The 15,372-nt window shown below is 59.4% G+C and carries 11 protein-coding genes, 1 tRNA gene and 2 pseudogenes; 8 read left to right on the top strand and 6 right to left on the bottom strand.

The window, feature by feature from the left end:
• Positions 1 to 38 precede the first annotated feature (38 nt).
• Both WA845_RS24770 and WA845_RS24765 read left to right on the top strand, forming a co-directional pair.
• Positions 39 to 1,079, top strand: coding sequence for a four-carbon acid sugar kinase family protein (locus WA845_RS24770; protein WP_100911292.1), 1,041 nt, complete (start codon positions 39 to 41; stop codon positions 1,077 to 1,079).
• A 4-nt stretch (positions 1,080 to 1,083) separates the two neighbouring features.
• Positions 1,084 to 1,791 carry a FadR/GntR family transcriptional regulator gene (locus WA845_RS24765; RefSeq protein ID WP_004437348.1) on the top strand — a complete coding sequence of 236 codons (708 nt, stop codon included), beginning with the start codon at positions 1,084 to 1,086 and terminating at the stop codon, positions 1,789 to 1,791.
• A 56-nt stretch (positions 1,792 to 1,847) separates the two neighbouring features.
• Here WA845_RS24765 and WA845_RS24760 read toward each other — a convergent pair whose 3' ends face one another.
• From WA845_RS24760 to WA845_RS24750, 3 genes are read right to left on the bottom strand one after another with little or no spacing between them, the layout of a single operon-like run.
• Complete coding sequence (locus tag WA845_RS24760) at positions 1,848 to 2,975, bottom strand: iron-containing alcohol dehydrogenase (RefSeq protein WP_112555217.1); 1,128 nt, start codon at positions 2,973 to 2,975, stop codon at positions 1,848 to 1,850.
• On the bottom strand, positions 2,972 to 3,928 hold the full coding sequence (gene pdxA, locus WA845_RS24755) for a 4-hydroxythreonine-4-phosphate dehydrogenase PdxA (RefSeq protein ID WP_044459553.1): 957 nt from the start codon (positions 3,926 to 3,928) through the stop codon (positions 2,972 to 2,974). The genes WA845_RS24760 and pdxA overlap by 4 nt, the downstream gene beginning before the upstream one ends.
• Complete coding sequence (locus WA845_RS24750; RefSeq protein WP_112555221.1) at positions 3,925 to 5,121, bottom strand: sialidase family protein; 1,197 nt, start codon at positions 5,119 to 5,121, stop codon at positions 3,925 to 3,927. Before WA845_RS24750 ends, pdxA begins: the two co-directional genes overlap by 4 nt.
• 320 nt (positions 5,122 to 5,441) lie before the next feature.
• Between WA845_RS24750 and WA845_RS24745 the strand changes: the two genes are divergently transcribed.
• The 6 genes from WA845_RS24745 (at position 5,442) to WA845_RS24720 (ending at position 11,681) form a co-directional block, all read left to right on the top strand.
• The gene (locus WA845_RS24745; RefSeq protein ID WP_112555225.1) at positions 5,442 to 6,950 is read left to right on the top strand and encodes an ABC transporter substrate-binding protein; all 1,509 of its coding nucleotides are present in this window, start codon (positions 5,442 to 5,444) and stop codon (positions 6,948 to 6,950) included.
• A gap of 76 nt (positions 6,951 to 7,026) precedes the next feature.
• Positions 7,027 to 7,941: an ABC transporter permease gene (locus WA845_RS24740; protein WP_044459550.1), complete on the top strand. Its 915-nt coding sequence runs from the start codon at positions 7,027 to 7,029 to the stop codon at positions 7,939 to 7,941.
• Positions 7,942 to 7,956: 15 nt separating this feature from the next.
• A complete protein-coding gene (locus WA845_RS24735; RefSeq protein ID WP_022563330.1) occupies positions 7,957 to 8,880 on the top strand; it encodes an ABC transporter permease in 924 nt (307 codons plus the stop codon).
• Complete coding sequence (locus WA845_RS24730) at positions 8,873 to 10,516, top strand: ABC transporter ATP-binding protein (RefSeq protein WP_112555227.1); 1,644 nt, start codon at positions 8,873 to 8,875, stop codon at positions 10,514 to 10,516. The genes WA845_RS24735 and WA845_RS24730 overlap by 8 nt, the downstream gene beginning before the upstream one ends.
• Positions 10,513 to 11,394 (top strand): dihydrodipicolinate synthase family protein, encoded by an 882-nt coding sequence (locus WA845_RS24725; RefSeq protein ID WP_112555229.1) that lies wholly within the window; start codon positions 10,513 to 10,515, stop codon positions 11,392 to 11,394. The genes WA845_RS24730 and WA845_RS24725 overlap by 4 nt, the downstream gene beginning before the upstream one ends.
• A 197-nt stretch (positions 11,395 to 11,591) precedes the next feature.
• Positions 11,592 to 11,681: transfer RNA gene (locus WA845_RS24720), tRNA-Ser, on the top strand.
• 219 nt (positions 11,682 to 11,900) lie between these two features.
• On the opposite strand, the pseudogene WA845_RS24715 reads toward WA845_RS24720, so the two are convergent.
• The 3 genes and pseudogenes from WA845_RS24715 to WA845_RS24710 all read right to left on the bottom strand — a co-directional run bounded on the left by WA845_RS24715 (position 11,901) and on the right by WA845_RS24710 (position 15,371).
• Positions 11,901 to 12,783, bottom strand: a pseudogene (locus WA845_RS24715) (DUF3387 domain-containing protein).
• Positions 12,784 to 12,982: 199 nt separating this feature from the next.
• A pseudogene (locus tag WA845_RS25335) lies at positions 12,983 to 13,138 on the bottom strand (type I restriction enzyme subunit R domain-containing protein); the annotation flags it as partial.
• A 622-nt stretch (positions 13,139 to 13,760) separates the two neighbouring features.
• Entirely contained in the window at positions 13,761 to 15,371 is a 1,611-nt protein-coding gene (locus WA845_RS24710; protein WP_162719221.1) for an ABC transporter ATP-binding protein, read from the bottom strand.
• Position 15,372 lies beyond the last annotated feature (1 nt).

The following is a 15,372-nucleotide window of genomic DNA, read 5'->3' as shown; positions in this document are numbered from 1 at the left end:
ATCGACGTAAAACCTTACAACTTTTTGAAGGCGATGCCGTGCTGTTGATTTTTGCCGATGATCTGACCGGCGCGCTCGACGCGGCCGCCCCCTTTGCCGGGCGCGGAATGGTGACAGAGGTGGCAACGGGGCTGGAAGGCGTGCATGCGGCGCTGGCCGCTGCCCCTGCCGTTCTCAGCGTCAATCTTGGATGCCGCGATGGGAAGGCGGACGAGGCCCGACGTCGCACACAGGAACTACTGGCACTGGTTCCAGCCGACACGATCCTGTTCAAAAAGATCGATTCCCGCCTGAAGGGACATATTGCGGCTGAAATGGATGCAATTTCTTTCCGGCGCGCTCTTGTCGTGCCGGCAATTCCGGATTTCGGACGTATCGTCAGCGGCGGCGCCGTCTCGGGCTTTGGGGTTGAAACCGCCATCGCGATTGATGAAAAACTGGGAAGACATGCCCTGCGTTGTTCAATACCCGATACGCGAACGACTGAGGATATCAGGCAGGCCCTTTCTGCCGCGCAGGCTGAAGGGGTTGATCTTTTCATTGGCGCGCGTGGTCTTGCAGAGACGCTGGCTTCGGTGATGGCGGCGCGCGTCCTGCCCGATGTTGCAACCGTTCCACCTGGCAAGGGGATCTTTGTCATCGGTTCCCGCGATCCGATTACATTGGAGCAGATTGACGTCCTCAAGAGCGCGGATCTGGTGTCGATCATTGAAGCGCCCAACGGTGCCGTTCCTCGGGACGCGGATGAAGACGTCGACCTTTCCCTCATTCAGGCAACCCAGGGGGATCAGTATCTTTCTTCGCTTGAAGTTTCAGACCGGCTGGCGGAAGGGGTCGTTCCGCACTTCACGGCCGGCGCGGGCAGGCTGCTTCTGTCGGGCGGGGCAACGGCCGAGGCGGTGCTGCGCGCGATGGGCATTTTGCGGCTGCGTCTTGCCGGCGAGTGCCTGCCGGGCCTCGGTGTCGGCTGGGCGGGAAACCAATGCATCATTGCGAAATCGGGCGGTTTTGGGCAAGCTGACACACTGAAACGTATCGCGAAAATGATGCTTGGCGCGACAGATGCTGGAGAGAGCTGACCAGATGGGGCTGATGAAAGAAACGGCGCGCAAGGCACTTCCGGACATTATTTTCGAAAGGATGCACCGGGCGATAAAATCCGGCGCCTACAAGCCGGATGAAAGATTGCCGACCGAACATGAACTCGCCATGGAATTCGAAGTGTCCCGGCCGGTCGTTCGCGAGGCACTACGGCGATTACGCGAGCAGGGTTTCATTTACTCCCGCAGGGGTTCCGGCAGCTATGTCCGGGCCTTCGGTTTGCGTGAACCGCTTGGCTTCGGACAGCTGGAAAACGTTGCGGACCTTCTGAATTGCTACGAATTCAGGCTGACGCTCGAGCCCGCGGCGGCCGCTGCCGCGGCATTACGGCATGACGCCGAAAGACTTGCGGCCATCAGGAAGGCGCTTGAGCTGATGCGGGATGCGACCAACCGCCAGTCCCACCGCGAGGATGCCGACTATCAGTTCCACCTTGCCATCGCGCGGGCGGCGCGGAACAGCTATTTCTCCACCGCGATGGAGGCTCTCAAGGATCATATCGCGGTCGGGATGAAATTCCACGGCATGTCCGTAAAGCGCGAGGCCTCAGGCCTGACCCGCGTTTTTGCCGAGCACGAGGCCATCGCAAAGGCGATCGCGGATGGAGATGCCGATTCAGCCCGCCAATTGATGCTGCAGCACCTGACAGGATCGCGCGACCGGCTTTTCGAGTCATCGCACGGAGATTAGGCGGCTCAAGTAAACGGCCCGAGAACCGATGCGCGGTCACGCGCATCGGTTCTGCTTCAGTAGGCGTGACGGTAAATTCCCAGCACGTCCTGCAGGGTCATGTCGACGGGGTTGTTATCCATCAACCTGCGGATGGCATGGGCATCCTCGGCATAGCGGGTCAGATCGGCCTCGGCTGCTCCGTGTTTGGCAAGCGACATTTCGATGCCGAGCGCCGCGCAGAAATCGGTTGCTGCCTTGCGCAGATCACCGGGCGAGAGATGGTCACGAAGCCCCAGCGCTCTGGCCACTTCCGCCGTCTTCGCGGAAACCGCAGGCTGATTGAAGGCCAGCACATGTGGAAAGACGATGGCGTTGGCCAGCCCGTGCGGCAGGCTGAGACGCGTGCCGAGCGGATAGGCGATGGCGTGGCCGGCCGCCGTGTTGACCGGCCCGAGGCAAATGCCGCCATAATAGGAGGCGAGCATCATGCCTTCCCGCGCTTCCGTATCCGATCCGTCGCGAACGGCGCGGGCGAGATATTTCCCGACCAGCGTGAAGCCCATGCGGGCAAAGCCGTCAATCATCGGATGGGCCTTGCGGTTGGTAAAGGCTTCGACGCAATGGGCCATGGCGTCGATGCCTGTTGCCGCAGTTACGGCCGATGGTACGGAGTAGGTGAGTTCCGGATCGAGAATAGCGAAATCCGCGATCAGATATGGGCTTTCGACGGCGATCTTGGTGCCCTTGAGGGGATCGGTGATCAGTGAGCGGATGCCTGCTTCCGAGCCGGTGCCGGCCGTGGTTGCTATCTGCACGAGGCGCGTATCGCGACGGGCGACCTTGTTAGGTCCGGCGACGTCCTCGAGCGTCTGATCTGAATTCCACAATGCGGCGACAAGCTTTGCCACATCCATCACCGAACCGCCGCCGAGGCCGATGATGAGATCGGGCCTGGCAGTGCGCGCCGCGTTGAGAGCGGCGTCCAGTGTCGCCGTATCCGGCTCACCCGGAATGGCGTCGAAGACGGCAAAGGGCCCTTGCAGTTGCAGACGTTCGGCGAATTTTGCCGTCAGCGGCGTTGCGATTACCAGTGTTGAGGCGGTTTTGCCGGCCCAGTCACCAACCTGCGTGACGGTGCCTGCGCCAACCGCGAGCCTGCGCGGCTGGTGGATAAGAATGGGAGCCGTAGACATGGTGCTCATCCCTTTCCACCCTTGCCTGCCACGAGCTTGCGCGCATAGGCGATGGCCGCATTCATGTTGCCGTGATTGGCGATGCCCTTGCCGGCTATGTCGAAGGCGGTGCCGTGATCGACGGAGGTACGGTCTATCGGCAGGTCGACGGAGACATTGACGGCGGTGTCAAAGGCGACGAGTTTGATGGGGATATGCCCCTGATCATGATATTGCGCGACGACGAGATCGAAAGCGCCTGAATAGGCGCGATGAAATACGGTATCGGCGGAAACAGGACCCTGTACTTCGATGCCTTCGGCGCGTGCGGCCGCAACCGCCGGCGCGATCTGATCGTCATCCTCGGTGCCGAAAAGACCGTTTTCGCCGCAATGCGGATTGATGCCCGCCACCGCGATGCGGGGTCGTTCGTAGCCGATGCGCTTCAAGTGGGCGTTGCCGGCGCGAATGGTGGCCAGCACCCGCTCCGTCGTCGCCCGGCGTATGGCCTCCTGCAGCGAAACGTGGGTCGAAACATGAATGACCTTCAGCCGCTCGGACGCGAGCAGCATATAAGCGGCCGAGGCACCTGTCAGGCTGCGCAGCATGCCGGTGTGGCCGTCATAATGATGGCCCGCAAGGTTCAACGCTTCCTTATTGATCGGCGCGGTGACGATGCAGCCGATCCGCCCTGCCTCGGCGTCCCGCACAGCCGTTTCGATGAAGCGGAATGCGGCGTCGCCGGCCACCGGTGAAAGCGTGCCCCAGGGCAAAGGCGCACCCTCAACGGGCAAGTCTGCCACGTGCGGGGCAAGATCGATATCGAGACCGAGCGCCTGCCTTGCTGCCTCCAGCGTGGCGAGGTTTCCGTAAATCCGCGTTGCGGCCTGGTCGGAAGCGGACATTTCAGCAAATGCCCGGACAGTGATCTCGGGGCCAACCCCGCAAGGATCGCCCATCGTGATGCCGATAATATTGCTCATCTTTTTCTCCCGTCCGCAGTTTCGGCCCAGCCGGGCTCCAGCCGCACATATTTGATGGCGCGACGATGATAGGTGTAGCTTGCGTGCAGCGCACCGTCAGGTGTCTCCAGAAGCCATGGATAGGACATTTCCAGGTTTCGGCCATCTGTCGAATCGTTCGACAGACACGTGCCCGGCCCGTCCTCGATCAGGATACGGGTCGGAAAGCTGCGCCCGTCGTCATCGGAAAGGCAGATTGTGACGGGTGCGCGCGGCACACCCCAGACGGGCACGCATCCGCCGCTTGGATCAGCATCCGGCCTGCCATCGTCCTCTCCGAGTTCGTCATAAAGCGAGGCGCGGCGGTCGCTCGACTGGGCGGCGTTGACGGGATTGCAAATCATTGCCAGCCGGCCGCTACCGAGCCTTGTCACGGCGATGGAAGAATTGTTGTTCGGCACATCGGTCGGATGCGGCCTTGACCATGAGCGACCGCCATCCTTGCTTTCGGTGCGGTAGACAAAATCGGCCTGGCGGCGGCGGAAAAAAGCGGAGTGTTGCCCGTCCGTTCCCGCCACCGGGCTCATATGCACGCAGCCGATCGAGTCCGGCAATTCCTGCAATGTCCATGTCTCGCCATCGTCCGTGGAAATGCCGAGCCCTGCCGTATCGTGGCTGCCGTTCCATTTCTGTCCGGGTCGCTGAACGCAACGGAAGATCGGCAACAGCCATGCTCCATCGTCGCGGATGCGCAGCGGCGCGCGGATGAAACAGCCCTTGGGAAGATCGAGAAATCGTCCATCCTCTGAAATGAGCTTCTCCGGTTCCGACCGATTACGATGGATTTTCGCCATGCGGATGCGGCACTCATCTTGATTGCCGGAGGGCTGGGCGGTGTGAAACAGCCAGAGAGCGCCATCCGGCGCGGTGAAAAGAACAGGATTCTGTTCGGAGCGGGCCGTATCATGACTGAGGCGCTGCGGCGCTCCCCAGCGTCCGGCTCCGGGCGTCAGCACGGATGCGAAGATGGAAATATCCGACTTTCCCTCGAGCGTTCCCCCGAACCATGCGCAGAGCAGCACGCCATCGTCCAGAAGATGCAGGAAGCTCGCATGGTTCTGGATCATGGGCGATGGCAGAAAGGCTTCACGCCGTTTTTCTGACGTGACGTGGATATCTCCGGTCATGGCCTGAGCGATGTCATCAGGGGTCATCTTGATCTCCTCTTGGGCAGATGAAAATGACATATTCAAAAAGTTGTCAAGTTTATTATGAAAAAATTATCGTGATATTCATTCGCAGTTTTATATCTAATATATTGATTGACAACAATAAAAATTATAAACAGAGACTGATCTGAAATCGGTAAGGAAAAATAAATTGACAAAAAATGCGATAGCGTCGATGCTTTGATGACGGGTGGAGGAGATGATCATCCGCACGCCATGCTCCCCGATGCGGGAGACGGGGCCTTCAACTGCCTCTTGCGGTCCACCGCCATGTTGCTGAATTTCTGATCTGGGAGGAGAACGGAATGAAGAAGTCATTGATTGCGGGCGCCCTTGTTTTGGGTTCCCTCAGCGCCGCCGGCTCGCCGGCGTTTGCAGCTTCGGGGCCGATCAAGATCGTGCTGGCGGAAGAAGCGGACCTGCTTGAGCCCTGCATGGCCACGCGCTCCAACATTGGCCGTATCATTATGGAAAATGTCAGTGAGACCCTGACCGAGCTTGATGTGCGCGGCAAGAACGGCGTTCAGCCGCGCCTTGCTGAAAAATGGGAGCAGAACTCGGATGGCAGCTGGCGCTTCCACCTGCGTCAGGGCGTGAAATTTTCCGACGGTACGGATTTTGACGCCAAGGATGTGAAGCACAGCTTCGAGCGCATCATGAGCGACAAGAACGCCTGCGAGTCCCGTCGCTATTTCGGCGGCATGACGGTGACGCCGACGGTTGTCGACGACCATACGATCGATTTCAAGACGGATCCGGCCCAGCCGATCCTGCCGCTGCTGATGTCGCTCGTGACCATCGTTCCCGAAGAAACCAAGATGGAATTCATCCGCGAGCCTGTCGGCACCGGGCCCTACAAGCTGACCAACTGGACTCCCGGCCAGCAGATCGTACTGACGTCGCGTGATGATTATTGGGGCAAGAAGCCGCAGGTCACGGAAGCGACCTATCTCTTTCGCGCCGATCCCTCGGTGCGGGCCGCCATGGTGCAGACTGGCGAGGCCGATCTCTCCCCCTCCATTTCACAGCTAGACGCGACAAATCCTAAGACCGATTTTTCCTATCTCGACAGTGAAACGGTCTATATGCGCCTCGATCATAATATCGCGCCGCTGAACGATGTCAGGGTGCGCCGCGCGCTCAACCTTGCCATCGACAGGCAGGCATTTCTCGGCACGCTGGTTCCCGAAGGAGCGGTCCTGGCGACGGCGCTGGTTCCGCCGACCACGCTCGGCTGGAATCCCGACGTCAAGGTCTTCCCCTATGACCCTGAGGGTGCAAAAAAGCTGCTCGAAGAGGCAAAGGCCGCCGGCGTAAAGGTGGATACACCGATCACCATCATCGCGCGCACGGCGAATTTCCCGAACGTTACCGAGATCATGGAAGCGATCCAGCAGCAATTGCAGGAAGTCGGCTTCAAGATCGACCTGAAATTCGTGGAAGTGGCCGAGCACGAAAGCTATTATTCGAAGCCATTCAAGGAAGGCCGTGGACCGCAGATCGTCGCCGCCATGCATGACAATTCCAAGGGCGACCCGTCCTTCACGATGTTCTTCAAATATGCCACCAAGGGTACCCAGTCCGGCTTTTCTGACAAGAAGGTGGATGATCTGATCGAACGCGCCTCCGCAGCCGTGGGTGACGAGCGCGCCAAGCTCTGGTCCGAACTCATCGCTTATCTGCATGATGACGTGGTAGCGGATGTGTTGCTGTTCCACATGGTCGGTTTCTCCCGTGTCTCCGAGCGGTTGGACTTCAAGCCGACCATTGCCACCAACTCGATGCTGCAGCTTTCGGAAATCGGCATCAAATAAGGTCCCGTGTCCTGTCAATGAAGAAGCGGCGGCGCGGCGGAAGCTTCGCCGCCGCATTGAAAAACCGGAGGCAACAATGCTGAGCTTCATCCGAAAACGTTCCTTTGCGAGCCTGATCTCCCTGATCGGCCTCATCGTGATGGTTTTCTTCCTGTCCCGTCTGACGGGGGACCCTGCGGCGCTGTTTCTGCCGGTGGAAGCGTCCGAGGAATTGAAGCAGCAGTTTCGCGCCTTGCACGGTTTGAACGACCCGCTGATGGTGCAGTTTCTGCGCTATGCCGGCGATGTGATGACGGGTGACCTGGGTGAATCTCTCCGAAAGGCGCGCCCGGCGCTGGATGTGGTGCTGGAGGCTTTCGTCTGGACGCTTTGGCTTGCCGTTATCACCATGTCGCTGGTCACCACGGCGGCCATCATCATCGGCTCGCTCGCGGCGTTCCGTTCCGGCGGCTTTTTTGACCGCGTCGCTTCGAGTATCTCACTCATCGGGGCATCCGTGCCGGATTTCTGGCTGGCGATCGTCGCGATCGTGGTTTTTTCCGTCAACCTGGCCTGGCTTCCCACGTCGGGCACAGGGTCCGTGCTGCACTGGATATTACCTATCGCGGTTCTGTTTGTGCGCCCCTTCGGCATTATCGTGCAGGTGGTGCGCGGCGCGATGATCGGCGCTCTGTCCTCGGCCTATGTCAAAACGGCGCGCGCCAAGGGTGTGAAATCGGGTCCGATCATCTTCATCCACGCCTTGCGCAACGCCATGTTGCCCGTGATCACCGTTATCGGCGATCAGGCGGCGAGCCTTCTCAACGGCGCCGTCGTGGTTGAAACCATCTTTGGTTTCCCTGGTGTCGGCAAGCTGATGATCGATTCCATCCTTCAGCGGGATTTCAATGTCGTTCTGGCCGCCATCCTCGTCACGGCGTTGGCCATCTTCCTGATGAACCTTCTGATCGATATCGCCTATGCGCTGCTCGATCCGCGCATCCGGCACTGAGGAGGTCGTCCAGCCATGAGCCTTATGAACGCCGATACTGAGATCATCGATGAACCGTCTTTCGCAACCCGCATGCTGCGCATGTTGTGGGCGGACAAGTTTGCGCTCTGCGCGGCCATCTTTCTCGTCATTGTCGTCATTCTCGCTTTTGTCGGCCCGGCCTGGCTCGGCGATCTCGCGACAAAACAGAACCTGCGCGGGCGCAACCTGGCACCGTTCGACTGGCAGCGCGAGTGGTATTTCTGGCTGGGGGCGGATGCACTCGGCCGCCCGCTTCTCGCGCGCATCGTCGCCGCCACACAAAACACGATGATGATCGCCGCCGGCGCGGTTTTTCTCTCCGCCGTCACCGGAACTGTACTCGGCCTCATCGCCGGTTTTTCCTCCAGCCGCACCGGCCAGATCATCATGCGGCTTGCGGATGTGATCATGTCCTTTCCATCGCTGCTGATTGCGGTCATCGTGCTTTATCTACTGGGCTCCTCCATCCTCAACCTGATGCTGGTACTCGCCATCACACGGATTCCCGTTTATATCCGCACCACCCGGGCGGAGGTGCTGGAGGTGCGCGAACGGATGTTCGTGCAGGCGGCAAGGGTCATGGGCGCTTCGGGAAAACGCATCCTCTTCCGCCACATCCTGCCCGTGGTGCTGCCGACACTGACGACCTTGGCAACGCTTGATTTCGCTTATGTCATGCTCGCGGAAAGCGCGCTGTCCTTCCTCGGCATCGGCATTCAGCCTCCGGAAATCACCTGGGGCCTGATGATTTCGCAGGGGCGGCAATATCTCACCAATGCCTGGTGGCTGTCCTTCTGGCCGGGGCTCGCCATCATTCTCACCACCCTGTCGCTCAACCTGCTGTCCAACTGGCTGCGCATCGCGCTCGACCCGGTGCAGCGTTGGCGGCTGGAAATGAAGGGCCGTAAAAATGGCTGACCATCTTCTCGAGGTGCGCAATCTTTCCGTGGAATTCCACACCGTAAGCGGTGTCGTGCATGCGGTGAAGGATGTCTCCTACCATATCGACCGAGGTGAGACGCTGGCGATCCTTGGCGAAAGCGGTTCCGGCAAGTCGGTATCCTCGTCGGCCATCATGAACCTCATCGACATGCCGCCCGGCCGAATCGGCGGTGGAGAAATATTGCTCGACGGCAAGGACCTGCTGACCATGCCGACCGAGGCGCGCCGCGAGATCAATGGCCGGCGCATCGCCATGATCTTTCAGGATCCGCTCAGCCATCTCAACCCGGTTTACACTGTTGGCTGGCAGATCCGGGAGGCAATGACCACGCATGGCATGGGCAAGGCCGCGGCAGAAGCGGAAGCGAGGCGGCTTATAGCGCGTGTGGGCATTCCCGATCCTGACAGGGCGCTGACGAAATATCCGCATGAATTTTCCGGCGGCCAGCGCCAGCGCGTGATGATCGCCATGGCGCTGGCGTTGCGCCCCGATCTTCTGATCGCCGATGAACCCACCACCGCGCTCGACGTGACGGTGCAGGCGGAAGTGCTTTCGCTGCTCAGGGAACTGCAGCGGGAAACGGGCATGGCAGTGCTCATCATTACCCATGATCTCGGCGTAGTCGCCGAAATTGCCGACCGGGTCGTGGTGATGGAGAAGGGCGTTCTGGTAGAGGCCGGCACAGTTCGCGAGGTTTACAGCAATCCGCAGCACCCCTACACCCGCAAGCTGATCAACGCCGCCCCCGGCCGGGGCGAGATGCATGAGCCGAACGCAACGGGTGAGCCATTGCTCAGCGTGCGCAATGTGCGCAAGCGTTACGGCGCCTTCGAGGCGTTGAAAGGTGTCTCTTTCGACCTGATGGCCGGAGAAACCATCGCCGTCGTCGGCGAAAGCGGTTCCGGCAAGTCGACGCTCGCCCGCATCCTGCTGCGGCTCGATGAGCCGGATGCCGGCAGCGCCGTCTGGAAGGGGCGCGACCTGTTCAGGCTGTCGCCAGCGGAGCTTTATGCGCTTCGGCGCGATCTGCAAATGGTGTTTCAGGACCCTACCCAGTCGCTCAATCCCCGCATGACGGTGTTCCAGCTGATTTCCGAAGCCTGGGTCATCCATCCGGACATAGTGCCGAGGGCGAAATGGCGCGAACGGGTTGCCGAATTGCTGCAGCAGGTGGGTCTTTCACCGGATCATATGCGCCGGTATCCGCATCAGTTTTCCGGCGGCCAGCGGCAGCGCATCGCCATTGCCCGGGCGCTGGCGCTGGAGCCGAAGCTGATCATCTGCGACGAAGCGGTTTCTGCACTCGACGTTTCGGTTCAGGCGCAGGTTATTGCGCTGCTGGACAAGCTGCGCCGCGAAATGGGCCTCTCTTTTATCTTCATCGCTCACGACCTGCCGGTGGTGCGGGATTTTGCCGATCACGTCATGGTCATGCAGCGCGGGGAGGTGGTGGAATTCGGCACCGTCCGCCAGATTTTCGAAGCGCCGGGCGAGGCTTACACGCGCGCGCTCCTTTCAGCCAGTCTCGACCCCGACCCCGATAGGGAGTCCGGACATAAGGCTGCATCGCCTGTCCAGGCCACCGGAAATTCAAGCGGAGTTCTTTCATGAGCAAACAAGCCTTCGTTGCGCTCGTCACCTGTTTTAATGAAGACGAAACCATCAATTATGAGGCGACGCGTGCGCAGGTGCGCCGCCAGGTAGCCGCCGGCAACAACATCATGTGCGCCGGTACCAACGGCGATTTTACCGCGCTGACGTATGATGAAAAGATCCGGCTGACGGAGGAGGTGGTGGATGAGGTGGCCGGCCGCGCCAGGGTCATCGTGAATGCCGGCATGCCGGCCACCTTCGAAACCCTGCAGCTCGCGAGATCCTTCGACCGTATTGGTGTCGACGGCATCGCCGTCATCACGCCCTTCTTCATCGCCTGTACGCAGGATGGCCTGATCCGCCATTTCTCGACGGTGGCCGACGCTGTCGACACGCCGGTCTATCTCTATGACATTCCCGCCCGCACCCAGAACCACATAGAACCGGAAACCGCCCGCAAACTCGCCACTCACGGCAATATCGCCGGCATCAAGGATTCCGGCGGTGCACAGCAGACGCTCGAAGCCTATCTTCGGGTGGCGAAGGATGTGCCCGGCTTCGAGGTCTATTCCGGCCCGGACCATCTCGTTCTGTGGTCGCTGCAGAACGGTGCGGCAGGCTGCATTTCCGGTCTCGGCAACGCACTTCCGGACGTCCTCGCCGGCATTCTTGATGCTTTCAACGCCGGCGACATCGCCGAAGCCGAACGCCAGCAGGCCATTTATGCGGCTTTCCGCACCGATCTTTATGCCCTCGGTTTCGCGCCGGCCATGGTAAAACGTTCGCTTTATCTCCAGGACCCTTCCGTCGGCGCCAGCCGACAGCCGGCGCTCCTGCCGGATCCTGATCAGGATGACCGGATCATTGACATCCTCCGGCGCTATCAGCGCCTGTAAACCCGATCAATCAATCACACGCGCCTGGCAAAATCCGAGGCGTGTCATCAGTAAATATCGGCAAAAACAATCAAACTCCAACCCCATTCCGTGAGCTCGTTCAAGACGAATAATTTGTGACACAAACGCGAAATTCCGCTTGTCAGCCCGGCCATTGATGTTTAAGAGGAGCGCGCAACGCAAGCGTTCGCGCATGCGGAGAGGTGGCAGAGTGGTCGAATGCACCGCACTCGAAATGCGGCATACCTGCAAGGGTATCGTGGGTTCGAATCCCACCCTCTCCGCCATTGATGCAAAAAAGCGTAATTTTATCAATGTGTTGTAGTTAATTTGCGCCTTCGCCTCACAAAGTGACCCACATAATTGTTGTGTGAGGATCATCATCGTTGGCTTGGCTGTTAGATAAGTGTCGCGAACGTCGCACCGTGGGTAAAGTCTTCGTGCCTAGGCCTCGAAAAAGTTCGCTTTGCGCTCTTGGTTGACCAAAGAGTGCAGTGGCGTTTTCTTCAGCCTCGACTTATCTCATGCAAAAGTAGCTCTGCCTGTGCGAGCACCATTTGTATGGCCTCCTGCTCCAGGTCTGGCGGATATCCAAACTTCTTGAGGATGGGTTTCACTAGGATGCGCCAGTTCGTGGGCGATCACACGCAACTGTTCGCTACCCATGACCTCGACGGCCGTCTCATTGCCAGCAAGCGCGTCATAAAAGGCGATCTCCTCCGGAGAGAGACCAAGCTCATCACCACGTGCGGTCGCCGTTTGGATCTCCTTCGCCAGCGCGATCAGTTCCTGAATCATTTCGACCGTCGAAATCGCATTGGCATGATACCGGGCCACCGCCTCCGCAAGGCGTCGAGAGAAGGTCTTGGACTGAACGACGTTGGTTTTGGACTGGCTCTTGATCTCCCCGTTCAGAAGCTTCTTCAGAGCTTCCAGCGCGAGGTTCTTCTTTTCCATCTTCTGGACGTCCATCAGGAACTGGTCAGAGAGAACAGAGATGTCGGGCGACTGCCGCCCCGCAGCCTTCAGGATGTCTACGATCTCGGCGTTGGCTACGGCCTGGTTGAGAAGCTGCTCCACCGCCATTGATTTGGCCTTGTCGGACATCTTGCCGGTAGCCGTGGTTTTCACCAGAGCGGCGCGAACGGCCTGGAAGAAGCACACCTCATCACGAATTTCCGTTGCCGCATCGCTGGCGGAGGCAAGGGCATAGGCCTTGCTCAGCTCCAAAACCGCATCCTGATATCGGCGATGCGCCTGCTTCTTGACCTCTGGGCTTTCGACTTTTGCTGCTTCCGCCTGCTGCCACTTCAAGATCCAGTCGATGCCGTCTGCCAGCGCCTTCAGCCGCTCGATAGGCTTGCCCGTGACACCCAAGGCTGTAGTCATGCCCGGTGAACATGCCCCGGACGATCTCGTATTTCTCCAGGAGGACGGCGACGGCTTCCTCTTCATCAATCCCTGTCTTGTCTCGATCGGATTGGGAATACTGCGCGAGCGCCTTCTTCAGGTTGGTGGCGATGCCGATGTAATCGACCACGAGGCCGTCTGGCTTCTCCTTGAAGACACGGTTGACGCGGGCGATCGCCTGGATCAACCCATGACCGCGCATCGGCTTGTCGATATACATCGTGTGCATGCAGGGCGCATCGAAGCCCGTCAGCCACATGTCGCGCACGATGACCAATTTCAGCGGATCATCGACCTTTCGCGCCCGCTTGGCGAGATCGTCGCGGCCGGACATTGCCTTGGCGACCCTCGCCGTCCGGATGCAAATCGACTGTCATGTCTGCTAACAGGATAGATCAATCCGGTGCTTGGGTGAAGCCAGTTTATGTCAGGCAATACTTACGATCGATCATCGAGTGGGAAGACGATCGTCTTTAGTCGGTCGAGGGCGTTCAACGGCTGATGAGGGCGGAAGTTTGCATGGTCCGATTGCCGGTCTTTCCTGGCATTTCCACGTCATCGAACATTCGAAGAGCGAGCAAAAAAATGATAACCAGCGGCAGGCGGGTAATAACGGGCTCCTGTGCTCCTAAGGGATGACGCGTGGTCGTCAGCTCGCACGTCCGCAATGGCGAGGCGCCCTGAGGTTTGTGCGAAATCAGCACCCTCGATAGTGCCCGGCGTTCAATACCGGTTGCAATGACGCGCGCAACGAGCGCATCGACCTCTCAACGGTCGGCAAGGCTCTGACAAGTCGCGAGCCTCACAATTGAGCGACTAAGGAGGTGCTAACCCCGATATGTTGCACTGTGCCACCCGCGCCGGACGTCATAGCCTGATGAGCACCTGCCCAAAAGCAACTGGTTTCGCGCGGGCGGGACTACGGCGCTGCGGTCTGCGTGCGCTCCTTTTTTTATCTACGGCACGACGGCGGGCGAAAAAGCTGATTTGATAAGTGTTCTAGTGTACTCAGCCGAAGGCCGGTTGAAGATGGCGTTTGTCTCTCCCTCCTCGACAATCTTTCCGTTTCTCATGACGATGACGTAATCCGAAATGGCCTTGATGACGGACAGGTCGTGGCTGATGAAGATATAGGAAAGGCCGTGGGCCTTCTGTAGATCACGCAGGAGGTCGATAACCTGGCCCTGAACGGACCGGTCCAGCGCCGACGTGGGTTCGTCAAGAATGATGACCTCTGGTTTGAGAATAATGGCGCGGGCAATGGCGATACGTTGGCGTTGCCCCCCGGAAAATTCGTGGGGGTAGCGGTTGCGGGCGGCGGGATCGAGGCCCACTTCCTTCAGCGCCTCGATTGCGCGCCTGTCCCGTTCCGTACGGTTGAGGTTCTGGTCGTGGACGAAGAGCCCCTCGGTGATGATCTCGCCTACTGTCTGTCGCGGCGAAAGCGAACCATAGGGGTCCTGGAACACCAGTTGGAGATGCCGCCGTAGCGGCCGCATGGCCTTTCGATCAAGCCCGGTGATTTCCTGTTTTCCGAAGAAAATCCGGCCATCGGCCTGGATCAGGCGCAGCAGAGCGCGACCGAGCGTGGATTTGCCTGACCCGGATTCGCCAACAATGCCGATCGTCTGTCCCTGATGAAGATTGACGTTCACGCCATCAACGGCCCGGAACTTGCTCGATTTCGACAGGAAGCCGCCCGGAATTGTGTAATCGATCGTTACGGTCTGGCCGGAAAGCACGATCGGAGCCTCTCGGCTGACTGCAGGCTTGTTCCCTCGGGGCTCGGCATCGAGAAGCATCCGGGTATAATCCGCCTTCGGGCGCTCGAAGATATCCTCCGTTGTCCCAGCCTCCACGATTTCCCCCCGTCGCATGACCGCGACGCGATCGGCAAAGTGGCGGACGACACCGAGATCATGCGTGATCAGCACGATCGCCATCCCGAAACGCTGCTGCAGCGACTTCAAAAGATCAAGGATCTGGGCCTGGATCGTAACGTCGAGGGCGGTGGTCGGCTCATCCGCAATCAGGATGTCCGGCTCGTTCGCGAGCGCCATGGCGATCATGACGCGCTGGCGCTGACCACCGGAAAGCTCGTGAGGATAGCTGTCTATACGCCGCTCGGGCTCCGGAATTCCGACGAGCCTCAGCAGTTCGAGAACGCGTGCGCGCGCCTCCTTTTTACTGCCACCGCGGTGGTGAATGATCGGCTCGGCGATCTGCGCACCGATCCGGTAGAGAGGATCGAGCGAGGTCATCGGCTCCTGGAAGATCATGGTGACTTTCGCGCCACGGATTTTGTTCAGCTCGCCGACAGGCAGTCCAAGAAGTTCCTTTCCGCGATATTTCGCCGAGCCGCTGATGGCGCCATTGGATGCAAGCAACCCCATGATGCCCATCATTGTCTGGCTTTTGCCCGAACCGGACTCGCCGACGACTGCGAGCGTTTCGCCCTGTTTAACGTCAAGGTCGATGCCCTTGACGGCATGGACAGTGCCATCCGGCGTGGTGAAATCGACCTTGAGGTCGCGAACGGAAAGAATGGTGTCAGTTGTCGTCTTCATG

The organism is Agrobacterium sp. CMT1 (assembly GCF_037203725.1).
Classification (GTDB): domain Bacteria; phylum Pseudomonadota; class Alphaproteobacteria; order Rhizobiales; family Rhizobiaceae; genus Agrobacterium; species Agrobacterium pusense.
This window is presented reverse-complemented; position numbering and strand designations above follow the sequence as displayed.